At 55.8% G+C, this 25,443-nt stretch carries 15 protein-coding genes and 1 riboswitch; of the genes, 10 read left to right on the forward strand and 5 right to left on the reverse strand.

All coding sequences use genetic code 11. The features are described 5' to 3' along the window. Nucleotides 1-380: 380 nt before the first annotated feature. From lepB to H6F59_RS16930, 3 genes are read right to left on the reverse strand one after another with little or no spacing between them, the layout of a single operon-like run. Nucleotides 381-1,445, reverse strand: coding sequence for a signal peptidase I (lepB, locus tag H6F59_RS16920; protein ID WP_190702576.1), 1,065 nt, complete (start codon nucleotides 1,443-1,445; stop codon nucleotides 381-383). Between the two features lie 9 nt (nucleotides 1,446-1,454). Continuing rightward, on the reverse strand, nucleotides 1,455-2,303 hold the full coding sequence (locus H6F59_RS16925) for a type 1 glutamine amidotransferase (RefSeq protein WP_206755218.1): 849 nt from the start codon (nucleotides 2,301-2,303) through the stop codon (nucleotides 1,455-1,457). Next, nucleotides 2,293-3,609: a Mur ligase family protein gene (locus tag H6F59_RS16930; protein ID WP_190702584.1), complete on the reverse strand. Its 1,317-nt coding sequence runs from the start codon at nucleotides 3,607-3,609 to the stop codon at nucleotides 2,293-2,295. Before H6F59_RS16930 ends, H6F59_RS16925 begins: the two co-directional genes overlap by 11 nt. Before the next feature lie 113 nt (nucleotides 3,610-3,722). Here H6F59_RS16930 and H6F59_RS16935 point away from each other — a divergent pair, with 113 nt between their 5' ends. From H6F59_RS16935 to H6F59_RS16970, 8 genes are all read left to right on the forward strand, one after another. After that, nucleotides 3,723-4,556: a cobalt-precorrin-6A reductase gene (locus H6F59_RS16935; protein WP_190702587.1), complete on the forward strand. Its 834-nt coding sequence runs from the start codon at nucleotides 3,723-3,725 to the stop codon at nucleotides 4,554-4,556. Nucleotides 4,557-4,835: 279 nt separating this feature from the next. Next, nucleotides 4,836-6,290 carry a PP2C family protein-serine/threonine phosphatase gene (locus H6F59_RS16940; protein ID WP_190517489.1) on the forward strand — a complete coding sequence of 485 codons (1,455 nt, stop codon included), beginning with the start codon at nucleotides 4,836-4,838 and terminating at the stop codon, nucleotides 6,288-6,290. Nucleotides 6,291-6,409: 119 nt separating this feature from the next. Beyond that, entirely contained in the window at nucleotides 6,410-7,006 is a 597-nt protein-coding gene (locus tag H6F59_RS16945) for a DUF2808 domain-containing protein (protein ID WP_190702591.1), read from the forward strand. Nucleotides 7,007-7,037: 31 nt separating this feature from the next. After that, entirely contained in the window at nucleotides 7,038-7,631 is a 594-nt protein-coding gene (locus tag H6F59_RS16950; protein ID WP_190702597.1) for a 2'-5' RNA ligase family protein, read from the forward strand. Nucleotides 7,632-7,729: 98 nt separating this feature from the next. Next, nucleotides 7,730-7,805, forward strand: a riboswitch (Glutamine riboswitch). A gap of 42 nt (nucleotides 7,806-7,847) precedes the next feature. Next, nucleotides 7,848-8,318 (forward strand): DUF4278 domain-containing protein, encoded by a 471-nt coding sequence (locus H6F59_RS16955; RefSeq protein WP_190702600.1) that lies wholly within the window; start codon nucleotides 7,848-7,850, stop codon nucleotides 8,316-8,318. 567 nt (nucleotides 8,319-8,885) lie between these two features. After that, nucleotides 8,886-12,188 (forward strand): PAS domain S-box protein, encoded by a 3,303-nt coding sequence (locus tag H6F59_RS16960; protein ID WP_190702603.1) that lies wholly within the window; start codon nucleotides 8,886-8,888, stop codon nucleotides 12,186-12,188. A gap of 765 nt (nucleotides 12,189-12,953) precedes the next feature. Then, on the forward strand, nucleotides 12,954-16,820 hold the full coding sequence (locus H6F59_RS16965) for a glycerophosphodiester phosphodiesterase family protein (protein WP_190702606.1): 3,867 nt from the start codon (nucleotides 12,954-12,956) through the stop codon (nucleotides 16,818-16,820). Between the two features lie 441 nt (nucleotides 16,821-17,261). Continuing rightward, nucleotides 17,262-20,414: an alkaline phosphatase gene (locus H6F59_RS16970; RefSeq protein WP_190702609.1), complete on the forward strand. Its 3,153-nt coding sequence runs from the start codon at nucleotides 17,262-17,264 to the stop codon at nucleotides 20,412-20,414. Between the two features lie 185 nt (nucleotides 20,415-20,599). Here the strand turns inward: H6F59_RS16970 and H6F59_RS16975 are convergent, their stop codons facing one another. Next, nucleotides 20,600-21,091 (reverse strand): pentapeptide repeat-containing protein, encoded by a 492-nt coding sequence (locus H6F59_RS16975; protein ID WP_190702612.1) that lies wholly within the window; start codon nucleotides 21,089-21,091, stop codon nucleotides 20,600-20,602. A gap of 209 nt (nucleotides 21,092-21,300) precedes the next feature. Here H6F59_RS16975 and H6F59_RS16980 point away from each other — a divergent pair, with 209 nt between their 5' ends. Next, nucleotides 21,301-22,224 (forward strand): hypothetical protein, encoded by a 924-nt coding sequence (locus tag H6F59_RS16980; RefSeq protein ID WP_190702615.1) that lies wholly within the window; start codon nucleotides 21,301-21,303, stop codon nucleotides 22,222-22,224. 158 nt (nucleotides 22,225-22,382) lie between these two features. Then, nucleotides 22,383-23,858 (forward strand): cysteine--tRNA ligase, encoded by a 1,476-nt coding sequence (gene cysS / locus H6F59_RS16985; RefSeq protein WP_190702618.1) that lies wholly within the window; start codon nucleotides 22,383-22,385, stop codon nucleotides 23,856-23,858. On the opposite strand, the gene H6F59_RS16990 is transcribed toward cysS, so the two are convergent. Next, nucleotides 23,855-25,345 carry a hypothetical protein gene (locus H6F59_RS16990; protein WP_190702621.1) on the reverse strand — a complete coding sequence of 497 codons (1,491 nt, stop codon included), beginning with the start codon at nucleotides 25,343-25,345 and terminating at the stop codon, nucleotides 23,855-23,857. The genes cysS and H6F59_RS16990 overlap by 4 nt on opposite strands. Between the last annotated feature and the right edge of the window lie 98 nt (nucleotides 25,346-25,443).

The raw sequence follows: 25,443 nt of genomic DNA on the forward strand, positions 1-25,443 counted from the left end.
ACTGCATTAACAAGGTTTTAACTTGATCATGAAGTTGTGTACTTTAGGACTCATAAAGTCGCTACTGGAGTGTGATCAGCGTACCTAAGCATGACGTAAATCCTTTTGCATAGTGACGACATACATATTTAGGCTTTCCTAAGATACGCCTGTTGGCTAGCTTAGCCCTGACCCGGACTATCATTGTGAGCAGTCGGTGAAGTCAGACTGTCAACATGTGAAAACCATATAAATATAGCGGCAGCTGTTCAGATTGGCCTTTGGCAAACAAAATCACCCTTAAATTACCCTGATGGGAGATTGATCTAACTCTAAAAAGGACTGAAAATCAACAATTTAAATTTGTGATGAACGAATAAAGTAGTTGAGAATATTCTCAACTAAGGTAAAGGCTGTACTCGTTGGGGTGGCCAATAGATTTTGTAGGCATTGCCCACCACGTGAGCTCGGGGCAGAAACCCCCACACGTGGGAATCGCGACTGTTGTTGCGGTTGTCGCCGAGTACATATAGGTGGTCAGTGGGTACCGTTTTGGGCCCCCATTGGTAGAGGATAGGCGCGACTAGGTGAGACTCGATTAGGGGAATGCCATTAAGCCACACTTGGCCGTCGCGAATCTCTACCTGCTGACCGGGCAGAGCAATGACCCGCTTCACCATCAAATTCTTGAGTTCTCCGGCTTGTTCAATCGGAGTGCGCTCAGGGTTAGAGAAGACAATGATGTCGCCCACGGCTAGGGGATATCCGAGGGGGCGAGGGCGAACAAATATGCGATCGCGCACCTCTAGCGTGGGCAGCATTGACTCGCTTGGCACAATGCACTGCACCACTTTTTGCGGTACGACAAATGGGATGGAGCTGATCGCCAGACGGGTTAGGAGCACTGCTACGAGCAGCCCTCCTAACCAGCTCCACTGACGTTGACGGGTGGGAGCAGCTCGGTAGACCAACCCGCAACCCAGCGCCCAAATAATGGGCGGTATGGGTAGCAGAGCTGAGTTGAAGTTGGCTAGGTAGGCGGTGAAAATGCCTAAGATTAGCAGCGTCCCTCCTACGGTGGCCTGCTGCAAAAACAGGTGCCCTAGCCCCGGTAATATCTGGGAGAGAAACACGGGGTACCAAGGATCGCTAGATTGGTAGCGCAGTGGGCTGAACTCGTTGAGAGTAATACCTTGCTTAGCTCCATGATGGCTATCCCACAGATTAAATATATAAAGACTGATCAATGGAACGAGGGACATTAACCCTCGCAAGGTGTTGCCCCTAGGCGCAAAGATTGACCAGAAGATGAAGACAACGAGCCCTAGATGAGCAGCGATGATGACCAAACCACGGGCGATCGCACCGTCATAAATCTGACCCATGCCAGGCAGCGCTGCGGATAGATTAACCGCCAACCACGGACTTTTTTGTCGGCCCACCAGAACCTTAGAGGTTGCCTTCATGGCTCAGGATTACCTGTAGCGCTGAACAACGAACTCGTGGGCAGCAAATTCTTCGGTATCGATCAGGGTGGGCAGGGTAAGGTTGGCATCGGCGTACTTGCGGCGTAGGGCTAGCCCAATCAGGTAATCGGCAAAATGTGGATTTTTAGGCAGTAGCGACCCGTGCATGTAGCTGCCAAAGACGTTTTTGTAACGTGCGCCCTCGTACTCGGCGGTGGCATTATTACCGAAGCCAGCGATAGTTTTGGCTAAGGGCTCTACGCCCTCGCCGAGGTACGTTTGCCCTGAGTGGTTTTCAAACCCTACTAGGGTACGGGGAATTTTTCGAGGGGTAGCATACATGGTCTGCATCTCGGTGTAGACGGCAAAGTTAATTTCCACAACCAGGTTGCCGATACACCGCTGCTTGACGTCGGTGCTGGGGGCACGGGTGTTGACGTTGACGATGCCCAGGCCCTGGGTTTCTTCACCATTGCCCATCAGAAAGGTGTTGCCCATGAGCTGGTAGCCCCCGCATACCCCCAGGAACACTACTCCCGCCTCGGTATCGGCCCGGATGGCCTCGTGCTTGAGCTGGTGGAAGTCATTGACTACCGCCACCTGATCCATGTCTTGGCCGCCGCCCATAAAGTAAAGATCGGTCTGACCGCTCTGGGCTACCTCTTCCATGGTCAAGGGTTTCACTGTGCAGTCAATGCCCATCCACTGGCAGCGGCGGCGCAGCACGATGAGGTTGCCGGTGTCGCCGTAGAGGTTGAGGTAGTCGGGGTAGAGGTGGGTAATGGTGAGGGCGTAGGGCATGGATGGGTAGGGGGTGGATGGGTAAGGGGTAGATGGGTGGGGTAGGTTAGACCACATCCAAGGTTTTGCCCATGAGCTTGCGAAATTCGAGCATGGCTGTGTAGGTGGGCAGCACAAACACCGTGTCGCCAGAACTAGCCTTTTTAAAGGATAAATCAATTGTCTGGCGGATCGATTCTTCGGCTGGGATGGGGTCGGGGGGAACATCTAGCGCATACTTTAGCCGCACCGCCATATCCTTGGCGCGAATGCCGGTGCAGAGAATCCAGTCAATATTGGCCTGGTTGAGCCTTTCGAGTTCACTGTCCCACAGCCAGGAGACGTCTTTGCCGTCGGCGGTGTTGTCGTTGATGGCGAGGATGAGCTTAAGGCCAGGGATATTGCGCAGCAGCTCTAGGCTGAGGCTAAAACTGGCGGGATTTTTTACCAGCAGTAGGCGGTAATTGACGTGTTTGTCGCCCTGCTGACGGGTAAGGATTTCGCCTCGGCCAAAGGCTGGTTTGAAGGTTTTGAGCCCAGCGATCGCAGTGGCTCCGTCTATACCTAAGAGGTTGGCGATCGCGATCGCGGTCAGCGCGTTGTAAACGTGGAAGAATCCTGGCGATACTGTCCTAGCCTGGGGCAGGTGCACTGTTTCATGATTGATTTGCCCCTGAACTGAAAAGTCGGTGGTTAGGTCTTCGTTGATGTGGATGTTCGTCGCCTCTAGCCCTTGACTGCCAGGAACGTGGCTGTTGAGCTTGCCCTCGTAGGGTAAAAAACGGGCGTACTCTGGAGCAAGCGACATAAAGTAGGTGGCGTTCTCTAGCCCGTGGGTGAGGCGAGAGGTGCGGGGATCATCGCCATTGACGACCACAGCGGCGGTGGGACACTGGGCGATGCCGTCGCGAATCAGCTTTTCGGTGCGATCGATTTCGCCATAGGCATCGAGCTGGTCGCGGTAAAGGTTAGTGACGGCGATGATATTGGGTTTGAGCAGCCGGGCGATGCGAGGCAGGGTGGCTTCTTCTACTTCGAGGACTGCGTGGGTAAAGTCGAGGCGGCCAACGGCGTTGCTCTGCTTAAGGAGCTCTGACAAAATACCCTGGCTGAGGTTAGCCCCGGCTTTGTTGCGCAGCACCTTGGCCCGCGGAACTTGATCAAGCACGGCACTGAGCATCGTCTGGCTGGTGGTTTTGCCGTTAGTGCCGGTAATAGCCACCACCACCGGAATTTGGCTGACCAGTGCCTCTAGCACAAAGGGAAAATAGCGGCCGACCAGATAACCCGGCAAGGCGGTGCCCGAGCCCCGCCCGGATATACGCAGGGCCAGGGTCAGCAGCTTGGCAAACGCAACAATAGGAATCAGCAGTAGTTGGTTCATGGCCGGGCCAGGCAGATCATGAGGGAAAGGGTAGCAGAGTGTAGGGACAGACCCACGCGTCCGCTGCAATTTTTTGAGGCGAGGGGATAGAGAGACGCATTTTCGCGGCTTGGATGGGCACACGATACTGGGGAGAATTTGTGGACAATCGAGGTTCAGTCCTGTGGGTGATTGGGGGTACAGGGGAGGCGGTGGAGTTGGCCGCTGCCTTGGCGGTGGAGCAGATTCCCTGCTTGGTTACGGTGACGACGGCGATCGCGCAGCATGCCTACAAAAAGAGTAGCTATCTAAGGGTTCTAGTTGGGGGACTAAACGTGGCGTCGCTGGGGGAGTTTATTCAGGCTCAGCACATTGGAGCGGTGTTGGATGTGTCGCATCCGTTCGCGGTGGAAATTTCGCAAGGGGCGATCGCTGCTACTCGCGCCCTCAACCTTCCTTACTGGCGCTACGAGCGTCCTGCTATAAAAACCTCTTCCAATGAGCGTGTTTACTATATAGAAGATCTTCAGGCCGTGCTCGCTCCTGAAGTTTTGCTGAAACAGCGAACATTGCTGACCCTTGGCTACCGCTGGCTGCACCACTTTGCCCCTTGGCAGACCCAGACTACCCTATTTGCCCGTATCCTGCCGTCGTCGGTAGCCTTGGAGGCTGCCCTACTAGCGGGCTTTACTCCCGATCGCCTGATCGCCCTACGTCCTCCCATTACTGCTGAGCTAGAACGCGCCCTCTGGCAGCAGTGGGGTATCACTCAGGTGATCACCAAGGCCTCTGGCGCACCTGGGGGAGAAGATATCAAGTGCGCGATCGCTGAACAGCTAAAAATTTCTCTATATATTTTGAATCGTCCTCAACTCAACTACCCGGTGGTGTGCCGTAGCCAAAAGGAGGCTTTGGCGGTTTGCCGGGGGTGGTGGCGATCGCACCAGGGTTCATGGGTAAAAAACTAACCATGCCTCGCTTCCAGCCTCACTGGCTAATCTCCCTCCCCAGGGGTAGTTAAGTCCTTTCGAGAATGCTATTCTTGGCCTTCAATTTGTGCGCTACTATGGGCTATCCCCGGTTGCAGCCGGCCGGGATTACCTTCGCAAAAATTGCTGTATGCCGCCAAAAATGGGGATTTTCTACGTCTAAGGGCAAAGACGTGCGCCAGTTTTTCGGTTAGCCCCTATATTTAGTTGGTCATTTGGTTTGTTGAGTCTCACGAGAGCATTTTGCACAGGTCGTCCATGACAGCTTTTCCCATGCCATCCGGGCCATCACCTTCTTTTGAGAGCGTTAGCAGTAGCGCTCTGCCAGATACTCCACCCGTGTTTGCCCTCAAAGAACTGGTGGCTCGGCTGCAGCGTGAGCAGTACAAAATTCAAGATTTGCTCAGTTCGCTAGGGTTTGCTCTACGCAGCCTCAACAACCTGAATCAGTTCCTAGAGCTGATTCCCATGATTGCCAGTCGGGTAACTGATGCTAGCGGCGGTGCCCTAGTGCTGTTTCGAGCTGATGGGCAGGTCCGTCTAGAGCGGCTGCATTGCCAGAGTGAAGACCAGTGCCAGGATGTGCGATCGGCTCTAGAGGCTGCTACTCGCCAGGTGACGGCTAGCTTTAAGGCTGCCCCTGAGAGCACTATGATGTCGATGGCGCGCAATGCTATGCTGGCCCTCGATCGCCAGGTCAACCGCTACCTGGGTGACGAGTTTCAGCTGTTTGGCACTGCTATTATCGTGCAAAACGTAGAGCGGGGGCGGCTCTACGTGTTTAGCCGCGACCCCGACTATGCCTGGACGGAGACTCGCCAAAAGTTGGTGCGATTGGTGGCTGATCAGACTTCGGTAGCGATCGAAAATAATGAACTAACAGCAGCGGTGCGCAAAAAAGAGCGCCTCGATCGCGAGCTCGAAATTGGAGCTGAAATTCAGCTGCAGTTGCTGCCCCGCGAGTGCCCCGCTATCCAGGGGATGGATTTGGCAGCTAAGTGCCGCACTGCTCATAAGGTAGGCGGCGATTATTACGACTTTATCCCGACCACCTTTGACCAGCTACGCCAGGCCGGCTCTCAGCAGACGGCAGCAGCCCCCTGGAGTTTTGCCATTGGGGATGTCATGGGCAAAGGGGTGCCTGCCGGGCTAATCATGACCATGATGCGGGGTATGCTGCGAACTGAGGTGCTCAACGGCCATTCGCCTGCCCGCATTTTGCAAGATTTAAATTTCGTCATGCACAGCGACTTAGAAAGCTCAAATCGCTTTGTGACGCTGTTCTATGCCGAGTACAACCCTAAAACTCGCCGCCTAGCCTACGGCAACGCCGCCCACAATCCTCCGCTGCTGTGGCAGGCGGCCACCAACACCATCACCCGGCTTGATACCCCTGGTATGTTGCTGGGGCTCGATATGAACACCGAGTATTGCGAAGCCGAGGTAGAGCTTCAGCCGGGCGACACAGTAGTGTTTTACACCGATGGTTTTACCGAGGCCTCTAACCCTCGCGGTGAGCGCTTTGAGGAAGAAAACCTGGAGCGGGCTCTCCAGTGGGCCTGCCGCAACTGCACTTCAGCCGAGGCGATTTTAGACTACACCTTTGACTTGATCGATCGCTTCATTGGGGGCGATCGCAGCAACGACGACGACATGACTCTGGTGGTGATGCGGGTGAAGCCAGAACTTCAGCTCAACCTATTTGACAATTAGCGTGATCTCAAATTCTCGGCCCAAATTCTCGGGCTGACAGCGCTAGACTTGAGGTATCTAGCCTCAGTTGGCGATGCCGCCGTCTCCGAAGGTGAGTAGCCCTTTGCCGCGATCGCGTTATGTCTCCGTCCCTACCTTGGCCATCGTTTAGACGAGGCGTTGCTCTGGCCGGTGCCGGTCTACTAACCCTGGGATCTACCTGGGGATTTTTAGTGCCAACCTCTGCCCCGGCGATTCAGTACTCTGATGGCACCGTTGGTTTTTCGTACCCACCGCGCTTGACCGAAAGCTACGCTACCCGCAATCTGGTCAGCGAAAGCAATGTCACCTACTACCTCACCTTTGATTTTCCTGAGGCGGCAGTTGAGCCACTGGATCGGGTGGTCATTCGCCTGAATGAAGGCTATGACCCAATTTTTCGCTATCGGCTAGAAGCCACTGAAGCCTTTGCTAACACCCCCAATGGTCGGGTGTCGCTGCCCCTAGGCGAACTTACCCAGGACCAAGACTCCCGCGAATTGACGATTTCCTTCGACCCACCAGCCGCACCTGGGGTACCTATTACCTTGGCTCTGCGGCCCGTGCGAAATCCTCGTTTTGGCGGGGTCTATCTATTTGGGGCGACGGCCTATCCGGTGGGTGAAACGGTGAAATCTACCTTTATGGGTTACGCCCGGCTGTCGTTTTATGAAAGGGATCGCGATCGCTGGCCCTAGCCCAAATTCTCATCGCTAACGTTCGCTCTCCATGGCCAGCCCATCGCCAAAGTCTGCTCGATTTTTTGTGGCCCTACTGCCGCCCCAGCCGGTGCAGGACGCCGTCACCGCCATCAAGCAAGAAATTGAGCAGCGATTTAGCAGCCGAGCCGCCCTGAAATCGCCGCCTCACATCACCCTACAGCCGCCCTTTAATTGGTCTCTAGAGCGGTTGGACGAGCTACAGCACCATCTGCACAGATTTGCCCATCAGCAGCAGCCTATTCCCATCGTTTTAGAAGGGTTTAGCGCCTTTCCCCCGCGAGTGATTTATATAGATGTGCATCAGACGGCAGCGCTAATGGCCGTTCAACCAGCCCTAATAGCTCATCTAGAAACACACTGTGGGCTGCGGGAGGGCTACCGAACTGGTTCTGACCATCGTCTCGCCCCCTGGCCCTTTACGCCCCATGTCACCGTTGGCTTTCGTGACCTTGCGCCCGCTGCCTTTCACCAGGCCTGGGCTGAGTTTGAGCACCGACCTTTCTCGGCAGAGTTTGAAGTGCCCACTCTCACCTTGCTCCGTCACGATGGGCAAGTTTGGCAAATTTTCTCTGAGCTGCCGCTAAGTGCTTCAAAGGCCTGACCTACAACGCATACGGGATTGTGTAGAAGCTTATACGGAATAGAACTTGCCTTGACATTTGCCAAAACCGTAGCTTACTATACAGAAGTAATCAGAAATTCGTTCATCTCGCTTTTTCGTTACTGGCTAAAGCGAGACGGAAGTAGGGGTTAATAGCCCCCGAAGGAACGCGCCCCAATGTTCTGATCAAACCCTTGATCTTTTGGAGGCGACCCCATGAAACTCACCTATCGCGGCGTAAGCTACGACTATAATCCCCCCGTTGTGGAATCCAACTTAACCGATGAAGTTGGCAAGTTCCGCGGCGTAGATATTCGATTTCGCACCGTCAAGAAAGCTACCGTGCAGCAGCCCACCCTAGACTTGGTCTATCGCGGTGTGGGTTACCAGACTGGTACCCCTAAGGCATCGCCTGTAGTTGAGGCTGTGCCCGTGGCTGTGGCATCAACTGTGCCTGCGATCGCAGCCCCTGCTATGGCAACTGCCCTTAGCACCGAAGACAAAGCCCGCATGAGCATGATGAACCGTCATCGCTCTGTGAAGCAGCGTCAGCAATCGATGCTAGCTCGTCTAGCTACCGAAGCCGGCCTGCCCGCCGAAGCTGCCCAATACTGGAACCACATCCAGGGCAAGGTGCACCCTAGCTTCTGGGCTACCTACAGCCGCAGCGGTGCCGCTGCTAGCTAAGCGCTTGACCCCTTGAATTAACAGCCCCTGTCAGTGACTTCTGGCAGGGGCTGTTTTGTTGGCATCTGGTGCAGGATATTGCAATGTCCATTGGACTGAGATAGGTTCGACGTAGGGGCATTGCAGTGCCCCTACTAGGGGATTCCGCCTGTCAAGGTGTCCTAACTCAATCAACTGCTGCAATAATTGCCCTTTAGAGAAGCCCGGCCGTAGATAGCGCCAGCACCCTCAACGGGTTTGTTGCTGAAAGAGAAATAGATTGGGCGGGATAAATTGCCAAGCAGTTGGGAAATATAGGTCCATTGATATGGGCATAGCGGTAGTGATACAGAAAGAAGGCTGCCGCCGCCCTAAATTAGTGGTTAAACGACTCAGATTATATTCACTCTTAGGATTTTACTTTTTGCCCCACGTTTTCTAAAAACCCTGGTGTGGTGAAACCTGCCCACCTGAGGTGTCTCCATTTCCCTGTTGTTTTTCGTCCTGCACTTTATTGTGTCTCTAACTCCTAATGGGTTGCCTGTAAACCTTGGCCCCTTACCTCAGGCTGGCCTAGGGGAAGAGGGAGTGGCTTTAGAATCTCAAGGTCGCAACCTCTTTAACATGGCCTTGGATGCCATGCTCATTGCTAACGATCAGGGTCGGTATGTTGAGGTTAATCCTGCTGCCTGCAAGCTGCTGAACTGTGATCAAGACCAGATAATTGGCCGCACCATTGCCGATTTTTGTGTTTTGCGCCCTGGGGTTGACCTGCATCAACAGTGGCGGATGTTTTTAGCCCAGGGGCACATGCAGGGAGAAATTGCTTTAAGGGTAGGCAACGGGGAAGAACGAATTGTGGAGTATGCGGCTACGGCCAACGTTTCTCCCCACTTTCACCTGTCTATTCTGCGAGATATTACTGAGCGTAAGCAGGCCGAGGCTCTCAAGGAGCATCTCAACCAAATGCTTGCCCAGCAGGTCAAAGAACGCACCGAGGAATTACGGGTTGTTCAAACTCAGCTCGCCCACGAGCACTCTTTGCTTGACAACATTCTCAGCAATATTAACGGCGTCGTTTGGTCAATCGATTTACCGACGATGACAACTCGGTACGTCAATTCTGCTGTAGAGACTCTCTATGGCTATTCTAAGGAGGCTTTTTTGAATGCCACTGATCTGTGGCGCTGTCTGATTTACCCAGCCGACCAACCCAAGATTGAGCAGTTTTTGGGGCAGCTCAGCGGGCAAGAACACTTTGATCTAGAGTACCGCATTACCCGAGCCGATGGAGAGGTGCGCTGGGTGCGCGATCGCTCGCGGGTGGTTTATGACCTAGAGGGTAAGCCGGTTCGCCTAGATAGCGTCGCCACTGACATTACTGAACAAAAGCAGCTAGAGGAAGCCCTGCGCCTGAGTGAAAGTCGGCTGCGGGCCATTTTTCAGCAGGCGGCCCTGGGCATCAACCAGGCGTCCCTAGAGGGTCATTTTTTGCAGGCTAACCAGGCCTACTGCGACATGCTGGGCTACAGCGAGGCAGAATTACTCCAGCTGCGCTATCAAGACATTGCCCATCCAGATGAACGGCAAGAAACTGAAGCTGCCTTGGCCAAACTCTATGCGGAAGAGGTTTCGTCAGTCACGCTAGAAAAACGCTATTTCCATAAAGACGGCAGCGTGCGGTGGACAAATCTAGTGCTGTCTATTCTGCGCGATGGGGATGGGCAAGCTATTTCAGACATTGCGATCGTGCAGGACATCAGCGATCGCAAACAGATAGAGCAAGCCCTTGAAGAAGAGCGTAGCCTGTTCATCGATGGCCCCACCGTCGTCATTCGCTGGGGGCCAACCGATGAATGGCCCGTGGAGTATGTCTCCCCAAATGTGCAGGCCCAGCTTGGCTATGAACCGAGCGATCTCGTGGAGGGCCGTGTAGCCTTCGCCTCGCTCATTCACCCAGACGATATTGACAAGGTGCAAGCTGAGGTAAGCGCGGCTGTGGTGGCCCAAACCCCTTTCCTTGCCACAGAATATCGGTTGCGCCATGCCAACGGCGACTATCGATGGATCGATGAATTTACTCGGATCATCTATGGAACCGACGGTACAGTAGTCAGGTTTTTGGGCTACGTGCAGGACATCACCGAGCGCAAGCAAACGGCGCTGGCTCTGCAAGAGAGCGAGGCTACAAAGCAGGCCATGTTGTCAGCGATTCCCGATCTGCTCATGCGCATCGATCGCTATGGTCTACGCTATGACTTTATCTCTGGCGGCGAGATTACCCTCTACGGCGATGTTGACACCCAACGCCCTCAGTCAGTCTACGAAATGCTGCCCCAAGCGCTAGCCGATCAGCGGCTGCACTTCATCCGGCAGGCGCTCGACACCGGCGAGCGGCAGATCTACGAATACACCATTACTGTAGATGGCCATCCCTACTACGAAGAGGCGCGGATTGTGCCCCTAGAGGGGGACAAAGCGCTGGTGATGGTGCGGGATGTCTCTGACCGAGTAGCGGCAGAGAAGGCTTTGCGGGAAAGTCAGCAACGCTTTCAGGCAATTTTTGACCAGATGTATCAGTTCATTGGTCTGCTGACGCCAGAGGGTATTTTGCTAGAGGCCAATCAAACCGCCCTAGCCTTTGGCGGCTTCAGTCGAGAAGATGTGGTGAATCGCCCCGCTTGGGAAACGGGCTGGTGGGATGTTTCCCCTGAAACCCAGGACCAGCTCAAGCAGGCGATCGCGGCCGCTGGCCGAGGTGAGTTTGTGCGCTATGAGGTGGCAATACAGGGAGCCAATCAGCAGATGATGACCATCGATTTTTCCCTGCGGCCGGTTTTAGATGACCAAGGTCAGGTGGTGCTGCTGATTCCGGAGGGGCGCGATATCACTCAGCGCAAGCATATGGAAGAAGAGCTTGAGCGCACCAAAGTCTTTTTAGAGCAGACCAACAGCGTAGCCCGCGTTGGCGGTTGGGAAGTCGATCTGCAGCAGAACCTGGTGCACTGGACCCCCACTACCCGAGAAATCCATGAGGTAGATGCCGACTTTGAACCCACCTTGGCGACAGCGCTCAGTTTTTACCCTTCGGGCGCTAACCGTCAGCGCATGGCCGCTGCCATCGAGAACGCGCGCCTCACCGGGCAACCCTGGGATGAGAAGCTACAGGTAGTGACCGCTAAGGGAAATCTGCGCTGGGTGCGATCGCTGGGGCAGGCGGAGTTTGTCGATGGCACCTGCACACGTCTTTATGGGGCGTTTCAAGACATCGATGCTCAGATGCGGGCGGAGATGCAGCTGCAAGAGTTGACTCAGCAACTACAGCAGGCGAATGGAGAGCTAAGTCGGGTTGCCACTACAGATGCCCTCACCCAAGTAGCCAACCGACGTTATTTCGATCAGGTATTCATGCAGGAGTGGGCCCAGGCCCAGCGGGCCACTACCTCTCTGGCCCTAATCATGTGTGATGTGGATTATTTCAAACCCTACAACGATCACTACGGGCACCCGGCTGGGGACCGGTGTTTGCAGCAGGTGGCCCAACTGTTGAAGGATCATATTCAGCGCCCTGGGGACGTGCTGGCTCGCTACGGCGGCGAAGAGTTTGTGGTGCTATTGCCCAAAACTACGCTGGTGGGGGCAATGGCAGTAGCGACTAGAATTCAACAGCAGTTTGCCCAAGCCCGGTTGCCCCACGGGTTTTCGTCAGTAGCTGACCACATCACCTTGAGCTTTGGCATCGCCTGCTGCGTACCCCTCCAGGAAAAGTTGCCCAGTGAGCTACTGGCTGCCGCCGATACCGCTCTATATCAGGCCAAACTGGCGGGTCGCAACCGCTACTGCATCATCATCAACGATCGACCCGACGCCCCAAATTTGCCAAGGGGCTGAAGTTGCTATCTTCACCGCATCAGCATAATTGTTCAGGTCAGATTGGTTATAGAACCATTTCACCTGCTTATACCAATCCCGCATGAATACGCCTAATTTGTAGGGGCGTAGCACGCTACGCCCCTACGGGGTTCTCAATTCAGTAGGGCAAATGGCATTTGCCCCTACAGTTTGACCCATATGAAATCGGGGTTATGAAATTCGGATTTGGTGTTAGCTAGTAAGGGATTTTATAAAGGCATGTTTTATAAACTTGCATATACTCAATAGTTGAATTTAGCAGAATGCTCGTGGAAATGCGATCACATTTACCCTGCTAATATCCCATTAACTACGCAGATATTGATCTTAGAATTTGTCTGAGTTTAAACCAAGTTTTATTGCTTAATGGTTCCCTTTAAGAAATTTTCTTTTCGAGGCGAACTGGTTAGGAAAGATGATTTGGCAACGTCGAACCTTTCCTGACTCAAAACGTTTGTAGCAAATAAGGACTTTAAGCTTAAGCAATCTTCTATATCAAAGGAATAGGCGGGATCCGTAGATGGTTAAGTCTACAATAAATTCCTCCTTAAACAATTCCTTAACTTATAGGGAAACAAAGTTAACCCTAAGGTAGCCCACATTTAATCTCATTTCAAAGCTTTTGTGAGAGCATCTTCCCTGGAAATTGGGGTGAAAACAACTTGCTGAGTTGATAGCTCGGCAAAGGATTTTGATGCCTGTTTGAACGGACTACAACGAGTCACTTGGGAGAGCCTGACAGCTATGAATTTAGATACAACCCAGGGTGCAGAGCTGACTGGCTTTGCCTCACTGCCCGCTGACACCTTTGCCGAAGGCCCTGCCGCTGGCGGCAACGATGGCACTGGCGCACCCGTCACCGGCAATGGTCGCACTGGCCCCTTCAATGGTCAGCCTATTCAAGGCTTCAGCGGCGTTCAGTTTGCTCCCGGTAGCGATGGCTCGACCTTTTGGTTTCTGTCGGACAATGGTTTTGGTGCTAAGACCAACAGTGCTGACTACCTGCTGCGGCTGTACCAGGCTGATCCGAGCCTGGCTGGTTCAGAAGGTGGGGATGGCAGTGTCGATATTCAGGGCTTTGTGCAGCTCAGCGACCCCAACAACCTGATTCCCTTTGACATTGTGAATGGGGAGACGACAGAGCGTTTTCTCACTGGCGCTGACTTTGATGTGGAATCGTTTGTCATTGACGGCAACGGTGAAATCTGGATTGGCGATGAATTTGGCCCTTACCTGCTGCACTTTGACGCCGCCGGTGTGCTGCTAGATGCGCCCATTGCTACTCCCAATATCAAACCTTTGAGCACTCTCAACGGCGAGGCCCCACTGGTGATTGGCCACCGGGGTGCGAGTGGTGAATTGCCAGAGCACACGCTAGAGGCCTACAGTCTGGCGATCGCCCGTGGGGCCGACTTCATCGAGCCCGACCTGGTAGCCACCAAAGACGGCGTGTTGATCGCTCGCCACGAGCCCATTTTGGGAGGCACCACCGATGTCGCTAGCCGCCCCGAGTTCGCTGATCGCAAGCGCACGGGTGTGATCGATGGCGTCACCTACGAAAACGAGTTCTTTGCCTCCGACTTCACCCTTGAAGAAATCAAGACCCTGCGCGCCATCATGCCCCAGGGCTACCGCACCGATGCGTTTGATGGCGTATTCCAAATCCCAACCTTTGAAGAGGTGATCAACCTGGTTAAGCAGGTTGAGGCCGATACGGGCAAGACGATCGGTATCTATCCTGAAACCAAGCACCCCACCTACCACGACGACCTCGGTCTGTCGCTGGAAGAACCCCTGTTGGCCACCCTGGAGGCTACGGGCTTCACTGACCCCAGCCGTGTCTTTATTCAATCCTTTGAAGTGTCTAACCTGAAGGAACTGAATACCAAGACCGACATTCCGCTGGTGCAGTTGCTGGATGCCTACGATGTGGCGCTGGATGGCTCGCTCATTTACGAGGATGTCAACGCACGTCCCTACGACTTTGCGGTGGCTGGCGACACCCGCACCTACGGCGATCTGCAAACGACAGAAGGATTGGCCGAAATTGCCGCCTACGCCGACGGCATTGGCCCCTGGAAGCGAATGATTGTTTCCGTCGAAGGTGTTGATGCCAATGGCGACGGGGCGGCTGACGATGTGAACGGCGATGGCGCAGTCAACGACGCCGACAAAACGACCACTGCCCCATCCACGCTGATTCCCGATGCCCACGATGCGGGCCTGTTTGTCCACGCCTATACCTTCCGCAATGAGGGGCGGTTCTTGGCGGCCGACTATCAAGGCAACCCCAACAAAGAGTATGAGCAGTTCATCAACCTAGGGGTGGATGGCTACTTCACCGACTTCCCTGGCACGGGGGATTTGGTGCGTGATCAAATCACCAGTGACTTTGTCCGCTCTCCCCAGAACCCTGAAGTTCTCGCCACCACAGAGTTCGATACGCTGACTGGCGGTGCTCCCATTGTGATTGGGCACCGAGGGGCATCCGGTGAGCGGCCTGAGCATACCCTAGAGGCCTACAAGCTGGCGATCGCCCAAGGGGCAGACTTCATCGAGCCCGACTTGGTAGTGACTAAAGACGGCGTGCTGATCGCTCGCCACGAGCCCATGTTAGGGGTGGTGGCGCTGAACCCTGATGGCACCATTCAGCTGGATGCCAGCGGTAACCCCGTGCTCAACACCACCGACACCAGCACCGATGTTTACCTCCGGGCTGAGTTTGCCGATCGCCTGACGGTGAAAAACCTGGACGGCGTTCTGCGGGGCGGCTGGTTTGCCGAAGACTTTACCCTGGCAGAGGTCAAGCAGCTCAACGCCATTGAGCGGATTCCGGCTATCCGGGGTACTGAATTCAACAACGACGGCCTGAAGGTGCCCACCCTAGCGGAGGTGATTGACCTGGTGCAAGAGGTCGAGGCGGAAACCGGACGCAAAATCGGCATCTATCCCGAAACCAAGCACCCCACCTTCTTTGAGCAGCAGGGCTTCAACACCAGCGAAATCTTGGTGGAAACCCTGGTGGCGGAGGGCTTCACTGACCCCAGCCGAGTTTATATTCAGTCCTTTGAGGTGGCGAACCTGAAGGCGCTGAACGACACCATCATGCCCGCCGCCGAGATCGACATTCTGCTGGTGCAGCTGTTTGGTGGTTCAGGTCAGCCCTACGACTTTGTGGTCGCTGGCGACGCTCGCACCTACACCGACCTGTCTACTCCTGCAGGGCTGGCCGAAATTGCTGAGTATGCTGCCGGCATTGGTCCCAACAAACAGCGCATTGTGCCTCTGAGCACGGTGGATGCTGATGGCAACAGTCAGCCCGATGACCTCAATGGCGATGGGTCGATCAGTGATGGCGATCGCGTCACCGGCACCCCTACCACCCTGATTCAAGACGCCCATGATGCTGGGTTATTGGTTCACCTCTATACGCTGCGCAATGAGAGCTTCTTCTTGCCCGACAGCTATGAGGGTGACCCCATTAATGAATATAAGCAGTTCATCGAGCTAGGGGTAGACGGCTTCTTTACCGATTTCCCTGGCACCGGCTTTACCGCCCGCAGCATCTTCATTGAAGAGCCGGCAGTGGCAAACCTCAATCGCTCCCAGGGTTTTGAGGGCATGGCCTTTAGCCCCGATCGCACCACCCTCTACCCGATGCTGGAGGGCACCGTCGTCGGTGACCCCGCTGGCTCGTTGCGCATCTACGAATTTGATGTGGCTAGCAGTTCCTTTGAGGGAGTGGCAGGTCTGTATCAGCTGGAGTCGACTAGCCATGCGATCGGCGACTTCACTCCCATCAACGCCAACGAGTTTCTCGTAATTGAGCGCGATAACAACCAGGGTGAGGCCGCCGAGTTCAAGAAGATCTTCAAAGTTGACCTGTCTCAGCTCAACAGCGAGGGCTTTGTCAAAAAAGAAGAGCTGGTCGATCTGCTGAACATCAGCGATCCCAACGATCTCAACGGCGACGGCAGCACCACCTTTGACTTCCCCTTTCAAACGATTGAGGATGTTTTGGTGCTCGATGCCGACACCATCCTGGTGGCCAACGATAACAACTACCCCTTCTCGGTGGGCCGTCCACCGGGGATTGACAACAACGAAATTATCGAACTTCAGCTCGATCAGCCTTTAAACCTCGACCCTCGTTTGGGCGTCGCTGGATTGGCTGGAGACGCTGTCACTGAGCTAGTTGACCTGACCGGGTTTGATGGCGATGTGGCCGTGAATGTTACTCTGAGCCGCGAAGCAACCTACGACAACGTCCTGAAATTCTATGAGACCGATGCTCGGGGCGCTGTGGATGGGCTTTTACCCGGTGAAGCTGGTTATGAAGCAGCGGTTGCGGCTAACCTGCTCGATGCAGACGGCTTAACCCTCGACAATCTCAGCGTTGTCGATCAATCCATCCTGCTGGTGGGTGGCACTTACTACGCGCCAGCGCTATTGATTCAGGGCAACCCTGAGAACCTGGTCACGATCGACGATGCGGCCCTGGGGCAGTCTCGCATTGAGCGCAACGGGAACGTTTGGAGCTTCGAAGATCTCACCGACTTCGACTTCAACGACCTAATCGTCACCGTCAACTCGGCTGAGGCCGTTGCTTAAATGGCTTGAAGCTAAGCCAGTTCCCATCTCACTCCATTGACCTGAAAGGACTATCTGAACAGGTTGGTTGGGTGGGATGGAACTTGCGGTTAAGAACTTTTCGAAATGATTAAACCAATTACGGGGCATCCGTTAACCCGATGTCAGCTTCTCTTTAAAGTTGCTGTGAGAGATTATCAAGCGGCGGTCAAGCAGTAACCGGATCTCGACGCTCAGTCTTAAGCCCCTCTAACGCGATTGGGGAGTTGCCCCACTCTAACCTTTGTCTCAACCCTGAGCTATCGGGCTCAGGCAATGAGACGTCGCACGGTCGCAACCGGTGTGGCCTGCTTTAGTGCGCTTTGCCAGGTTTGCAGCGCTTGGGATGGGCCAGGCGAGACGAAAGGTTGCTGTGTAGAGCTTGCCCGGTTCTAGAGACACAATCTGTAAGGAAGCATACCAATGGCCAACAACCACGTTATCTTCATTCACCCTGATGGAGCTAGCCCATCTCACTACGCCGCGGCGCGATTTGCCGATCTAGGCCCCGATGGTCGCCTTAATTGGGACAACCTGGACTATGCCGGGGTCTACCTAGGGCATATGGAAGACCAGCTGGGCGGCACCTCCAATGCGGGTGCTGTCACCCACGCCACTGGGGCTAAGGTGTATGCCGAATCCTTTGGTCTAGAGCAAAATGGCTCGGAGATTACGCCGCTCTCGGGCAACACGGGCAAAACCATCGTTGAGGAGGCGATCGACGCAGGCAAGGTCACCGCGCTAGTGCAGTCTGGGGCGATTTTTGAACCGGGTACGGCCGCCTTTGTGGCTGAGACCGGCAATGTTGAAGTCGATGGTAGAACGGTTGTGCCTCGCAGCCAAACCGCTGAAATCGCCAAGCAGGTGATTGAGTCTGGGGTGGACTTTATCTTGGCTGGGGGCGAAGTCACGCTGCTGCCGGTGGGCACTGACGGCTTTCATGGTACCGCTGCGGAATACGACGCGATCGCCAGCGACTCCGTCCGTCGCCCCTCTGAAAACTTAATTGAGCTGGCTGAGTCCCTAGGCTACACCGTGGTTTATACCCGCGATGAGCTCTATGCCCTGCTAGAGCAGTCGGCAACGCCTCAAAAGGTGCTGGGGGTTTTCGCGCCCGTTCACACCTTTAACGATCGCCCCGAAGAAGTGCTGGCTGAAGGTGGTTTGCCCCTCTACCTAGAGACGGCGCCCACGCTGGCCGAAATGCTAGAGGTCACCCAGCAGCTGATGGAGGCCCATCCCAACTTTGAGAATGGCTCGATCGCGATCGTCGAAGAAGAAGGCTCCGATAACTTTGGCAACAACAACAACGCCGCTGGCACCATTGAGGGGGTGCGGCGGGCCGATGCCGCGATCGGCGTTGCTCAAGACTTTCTCAGCCGCTATGAAAACACCCTGATCATCACTGCTGCCGACAGCGATGCCGGTGGGTTACAGGTCACTGACGTGGACCCCGCTGAGCCCGTAGGCACCATCAACAACAACCCCACCCTCGACGACCGGCCGGTACCCCTCGACGGCGTGGGCGGCGTGGGCACCTTGCCCTTTGTGGCTGCTCCTGATGCCGATGGCGACGTCTTTGACTTCGCGGTGGGCTGGGCCGGTACCCCTGACTTCTCGGGCTCTATCGTCTCCAAGGCCGAAGGTCTCAACGCCGACAAGCTACCCGCCACCATCGACAACACCGGCATCTACGAGTTGATGTATGAAACTCTGTTCGATGTAGAACTTGAGTCTCGCATCCCTGACCAAACTAAGGTGGCGCCTGCTCCCACCGCTGAGACTGGCAACGTCATCTTCATTCACCCCGATGGCACCAGCCCCTCCCACTACATGGCGCTGCGCAACATCGACCAGGGGCCAGATGGTCGCCTCAACTGGGACAAGATGTCTAACGCCGGGGTCTACCTGGGCCACATGGAAAACCAGCTGACCGGCACCTCCAATGCCGGGGCCGTCACCCACGCCAACGGGGTCAAGGTCTTCAACGAGTCCTTTGGTTTAGAAGAAGACAACTCCGTTGTGGTACCGGCTTCTGGCAACGTGGGCAAAACCATTCTGGAGGAGGCGATCGAGGCGGGCAAAGCTACCGCGCTGATTCAGTCGGGTCAGATGGCCGAACCGGGCACCGCCGCCTTTGCCGCCGCCACCACCAACCGCGACGGCGATGACATCCGCGCCCGCGACAAGTATGCCGAAATCATCGAGCAGACCATTCGCTCTGGCACCAATGTCATTCTGGGCGGGGGTGAGCTGTACATGCTGCCCGTCGGTACCACTGGCTTCCACGTCACCACCGAAATCGATGCTGCTGAAACTCGGCCCGAGCGTCGCCCTGAGACCAACCTGATCGAACTGGCAGAATCCCTCGGCTACACCGTGGTCTACACAGAAGATCAAATGAATGAGGTCGTTAATGGCGACAACCCTCCCGAAAAGCTGCTGGGTGTCTTTGCCGCTGATGCTACCTTTGACGCCACCACCGAAGAGGATTTAGGGCTAAATACAGATTCTCCCCTGCCCCTCTACGTGGCGACCGCTCCCACCGTTGCCGAAATGCTGGATGCCACTCTCAAGCTGGTGTCTAACGATCCCGATGGCTTCTTTGTGGTGCTGGAGGAAGAGGGCACCGACAACTTTGCCAACAGCAACAATGCAGCAGGCACGATCGAAGCCGTGCGTCGGGCCGATGCCGCCATTGGTGTCGCCATGGACTACGTCGATAACGTTGACCCCAACACCCTGGTAGTCACCGCTGCCGATAGCGATGCCGGCGGTCTACAGGTGTTCCAATTTGCTCCCTACACTCGCCCCTCGGGTAACCCCATCTCAGGACCGGCTCTGGGTGGAGAAGAAACTGAGGTACCGTTCATCTACGCCAACCCCACTACCGAAGCAGGTACCCCTGTCTTTCTCGACGGCGCTACCGGCAGCACCGGCAGTGTGGAGCTCCCCTGGGATTCGTTTGCGGCTACCGACAGCATCGATGGCCCCATGGGCAACTTCGGTGTGGCCTGGGTGGGCACCCCCGACTTCCCTGGCAGCATCGTGTCTAAAGCCTATGGTCTCAATGCCGACCTGCTGCCTTCTACCTTAGACAACACTTTCATCTACGAGATGATGTACCGCACGTTGTTTGGGGATGAGGCGTTTGAGCCGCCTGTGGCTGAGCTGGTTGACCTGACCGGTATCGATGGCGATGTCGTCGTTGATATTACCGTGACCCGCGAGGCGACCTTCGATAACGTGCTGAGGTTCTATGAAACCGACGCCCAGGGGCGCGTGGATGGTCTTGGGGCCGGAGATGCTGGTTACGAGGAGGCCGTTGTCGCCAACCTGCTCGATGCCGAGCTGTTTGTCGACAACTTGGTGACTGACAATGTCACCCTGACCCTGCCCGGTGGCACTTACTACGCCCCTGTGCTGCTGGTGGATGGTGACATCAATGACCTAGCTACGATCGGTGAGTCCCGCATCCAGCGCAACGGCAACGTTTGGGGCTTTGAAGATCTGTTTGACAATGACTTTAACGACTTGGTTATTACGATTAACTCGGCTGAGCCCGTTGCGGCTTAGGGTGTCTTGACCGTCTGAAGTCCATGCCTTTAGCCCCTGCGCTGAACTCAGCGCAGGGGCTTTTGTTTCTGATTGGTTAACCTCATCGCCGTTGCCACGAAGGTTAGGACGTTTTCATCGGTAGTCGGCAATGGCTACACACCAGTTCGCCGTCCCAGTTTTAGCTGGGGGGAACTGATCTAAACCTAGGGGCAGTAGAGGGTATCGCGGGTGTTGCGCTTTGTGACTGGATTGGTGCCCTTGGCCACATCGCAGAGCATTTTGTTGACCTTGGGGTCGAGGAGCACATCGGTAAAGTCGGCTCCATCAATAATGGCCTCGCGAAAGTCGGTGCCAAAGGCGTAGGCCCCTTCCAGAATGGCGTTGGTGAGGTTGGCCTGAAAGAAACGAGCCCCATCTAGGGTTGCTCCGGTCATATCGGCTCCTTCCATGTTGGCGCGGGCCAGGGTGGTGTCAAACAGGCGAACCCCGCGCAGGTTGGCGTGGCTCATGTCGGCGTCGGCCATGTCGGCGCGGGTGTAGTTGTTGTCGCGCAGGTCTTGGTTAGACCAGTCGGTCTTTCTCAGGTTTTGGCGATCGTAGCTGGTGGCCTGGGCCGGGCCCACCCAGCTGAGGCAAAGGGTTAGCACCATCAGCGTGGCTACAACTATCCGACACAGGCTGGATCGACTAACCATGGCTCCCAATATATTCAAATCAAATCCTACATATTTGAGTTTACAGGTTGACTTAGGCCAAACCAATCCCCCAGCCTACAGGTATCCTGCATGCTGCCAGCGGCAATCTTCTGGAATGTTGCCGCTACTCCTGTAGCTATAGAGCGATGCCTGCGACCTGGTGGTGCGCAGGTAAGCTGTATTACCCATCGCCTCTGGAGAACACTGCTATGGCCACCGACTACGTTTTATTCGTCCACGGCGTCAAGCAGCGTCAGCCTGAGGAGTTTAACCGCACCGTTCAGGAACTGCTCCAGAACGTGCAGCGAAGCATCGGTAGTAACGGACGCACGATTAAACCCATCGTCGTATTTTGGGGCGACTTGAACGTGCAGCCCCAGGCCAGTCTGCGCCAGGGGCTTGAAGCCTCTCCCCAGTGGCGCAATCTGTGGCTGGCCGATTTTCGCATTAAAGAGGTAGTTGAGTTTGCGGGCGATGCGGCTCTGTATCTCAGCCGCCACGTGGGGGCTCAGGTGGTGCAGCGGTTTCAGCAAATCGCTTTGCCGATACTGCAAGGGGCGCAGTCGGGCGGCGGCGATCGCCTCCACATTGTCACCCACAGCTTGGGCAGCGTCATTCTCTTCGACCTGCTGTTTGCCACCCGCTGGGATGACCCTAGCTTGGACAAAGACGCTAGCACTCGCCAGACTCGGCAAACGGTAACCCAGCTGCGCAATACCCTGTTTGGTCTGGGCCAGGAGCCGGGGCGGGGAATACATATTTCCAGCGTGCACACCCTGGGGTCGCCGATCGCGCTGTTTAGCCTGTTGTCGGTGACCGGCGATAGCACCCACGACTTGACGAAGGATTTGCGAGCCATGCTGCAAACCCTGTACCACCAGCGCGGCAAGAAAGCGCTGCCCTGGTATAACTACCTGCACCCCGGTGACCCGATTGCCTACCCCCTACAGGGGCTAATGCCTCGGCTGATGGGCAATGCTCAGCTCTACGTGCATCTGCGAGATGTGATTACTGAGCATCGCGGCTTGCCCATTACCTGGGGACGGCTGCCTCTGCTGTGGGGTGGCGATGCTCACAGCGGCTACTGGAAGAGCAACACCGTCGTTAAAACCCTGGCGGAGGTGCTGCGGTGAACGGGAGCAATTTTGGATTTTAGTCTTGTGGGCTTGTTTGGCTATCTGCAATACCTGAGCGCTGCGTTGCGCCCAGGGCGGTTTCAGTGTTGAATCGTTCTGTTAGCGCCTTTTATAACTTATATACTGGGCATTCTGCGCCGTTGCCCCGCCCTGCCATGAGCATTGTTCTCTACAACACCCTGACTCGTAAGAAGGAACCCTTTGAAACCCTGGAGCAGGGCCGGGTGAAGATGTACTGCTGCGGCGTCACGGTGTATGACCATTCGCACCTGGGCCATGCCCGCTGCTACGTGGCTTGGGATACGGTGCGACGCTACCTGCTGTGGCGGGGCTACGCCGTCCACTATGTGCAAAACTTTACTGACATTGACGACAAAATTCTCAACCGCGCTAAGTCAGAAGAGTCTTCTATGCAGACGGTGGCGGAGCGCTATACCCAGGCATACCTGGAGGATATTGCCCGCCTCAACGTGGTGGAGGCCGACGAATACACCTACGCCACCCAAACCCTCGACGGCATTCAGCGGCTGATTGGTGAGCTAGAGCAGAAGGGCTACGCCTACCCCGCCAACGGCGATGTGTATTATTCAGTGCGCAAATTTGAGGGCTATGGCAAGCTCTCGGGCCGCAATCTCGACGATATGCAGGCCGGAGCCAGCGGTCGGGTCGCCGCCGAAGACTCGATCAAGCAAGACCCCTTCGATTTTGCCCTGTGGAAAAGCGCCAAAGAAGGTGAACCTTTTTGGGAGTCGCCTTGGGGGCCCGGACGACCGGGCTGGCACATTGAGTGCTCGGCAATGATTCGCGATCGCCTCGGCGACACCATCGACATCCATGTGGGCGGCAGCGATCTGGTGTTTCCCCACCACGAGAACGAGATCGCTCAGTCGGAGGCGGCTACTGGCCATCCACTGTCGCGCTACTGGATGCACAACGGCATGGTGAACGTGGGCGGCGAGAAAATGTCGAAATCCCTCGGCAACTTCACTACCATTCGAGATTTACTGGATGCGCCCAACGCCCCTGACCCCATGGCGGTGCGGCTGTTTTTGCTCCAGGGCAGCTACCGCAAACCGGTAGATTTTACCGATGAGGCGATCGCCGCCGCCCAAACCAGTTGGGGCACGCTCCTGGACGGGCTGCTGTTTGGCTACCAGTATGGGGCCAAGCTTGGCTGGGTCGATGTTGAAGACTCCGCCTTTGGTGACCCAGCAGCCATGCGCATTGACCGGGAGAGTGATCCGGTACAAACCTTCCAAGCCGCGATGGACGATGACTTCAACACCGCTGGGGGACTGGCGGTGCTGTTTGACCTGGCCAAAGACCTGCGCCGCGCGGGAAATCTGATCACCCACACGGGCGAAGCCGACACCGCTAGCGATGTTCTCCGCCAGCAGTGGCAAACCCTGGTGTGCCTAGCTCAGGTGCTGGGGTTAGAAGCTCAGCCTGGGGTCGAAGCATCCACTGAGGGCGGACTGTCGGATGCCGAGGTTGAGGCGCTGCTGACCCAGCGGCGCGAGGCCAGAGCCGCGAAAGACTTTGCCGAGGGCGATCGCATCCGCGACCTACTTCAAGCCGAGGGCATTACTTTGATCGACAAGCCGGGCGGCGTCACCGAGTGGCATCGCTAGGGTAACCACTGCCGCCCAAGAGCAATAAAAATCTCACGGTGCTGCCGAAATAGCTTGTACCCGTAGACCCCAATGATTCCTAGTAGGCAGAGGTGGGTTAGGGTGCCGTAGGTGCTGATGATGTCGCCCGGCATCCAGCCGTGAATGTCGATCAGCTGGTTCATGTCGCCGTGCTCGGCTTCGCCCCACAGGCTGCCAAAGGGAATTGAGGCTTTGCCCTTAGGAACTTGCTGCCACAGCCACACCTGACCCCAAAAGCAAAAGGCTGCCCCCAGCACCACCGGAAAGCGATAAAAATCCCACCGAAAGTAGTTGGGCAGGGGGAAGTAGAATCCCACCATCAGCAGGGCGGACAGATAAATTTCGCCCCCCACGCCGCCAAAGGCCATCAGCATCTCAAAACGATCGGCGGGCAGTAGCCAAGTCATATAAAACTGAATCACAGCTAGCGTTGCAGCCAGCACTATGGGCCAGCGCTGACCCTCGCGGCGTCCAGCCCAAAATAGCAGACCCAGCAGCACCAGAATGGCGAGGTAAACCAAAAGCGATCGCTGAGGATTGTAGCTCGTCCAGCCGATGGGTAGGGGCAACGCCTGCCGCCCCGACAGCCAAGCGACGGTGGCGTGACCAAACTCATGCAGCCAAATCTTGATGCCGAACAGCAGCGCATTCACGATGGGCATGGCATTCATCAGCATCCCTAGCAGCATCAGGCCGGGGAAAATCAGCCCGTTACTGTAGCGATTTTGAAATGACAAAATGTCAGTATCGTCGGCTCGGGCAAGGTGGTCTAAGTGGATCTGGGCTGGCCAAGGCTGCGATCGCGACACCAACTTCATTCCTGACTTAGCCGTGGCGCTCGTCGTAGCTGAGTCCTGGCTGGGGTGGTTATCGGAAGCTTGACCCGGGAGGACAGCGCTCTGTTCGAGGTGATTTTTGAGAGTGGTGAAGGCCCACTTGAGGGGCTCTAGGGCGGCGCGATCGCCTCGGCGAAGCAGCTCCGCTCGGCGCTTAAAATACACAGCCTCTATCTGAGGGAGTGGGGCTCCGAGGGATAGCCCCAGTTCCTCGTAGGCGCGAACTACTGCTACTGGCGCTGGGGGTGCCGGGGTAGCAGCTCTGCCCCCATCAGTTGTGGAAGTTAGCGTCTCACAGGCCTGTGACTCGTCAGACAAGGGAGCTTTTGAGAACAGCGATAGCAGGGCAATTTCCTCAGTCCAAACAGGCTGAGCCTCGCCTGTTTGTGTGCCATGGAGTTGCACAATACCAATGACGGAGGGCTGTAATTTTGCCATTGTGCGGCGGACGTAGGCCACCGTTGTCGATTGGGGTGGGGTAGGGCTGCCGCTAAACCACAGCTGCAAACAGTAGCTGTGGCGGTCGCCCCGTACGGTAATGCCCCTGGGCTTGAGGGCGTGGGTAAGCAGGGCAGCGATCGCTGCTGCATCCCCATCCTTGGCCTGCTCCAGGAGCGAAGGAGTCGTCATTGCGTTGGGCTATCCCGTGCCGTAGATATTCCCAGATTACCCAACCGCCACCGTCGGTACCCGTCCCTCGATAAGATGGTTTGCACAGATTTAACAGT

This window comes from Nodosilinea sp. FACHB-141, assembly GCF_014696135.1.
Taxonomy (GTDB): domain Bacteria; phylum Cyanobacteriota; class Cyanobacteriia; order Phormidesmidales; family Phormidesmidaceae; genus Nodosilinea.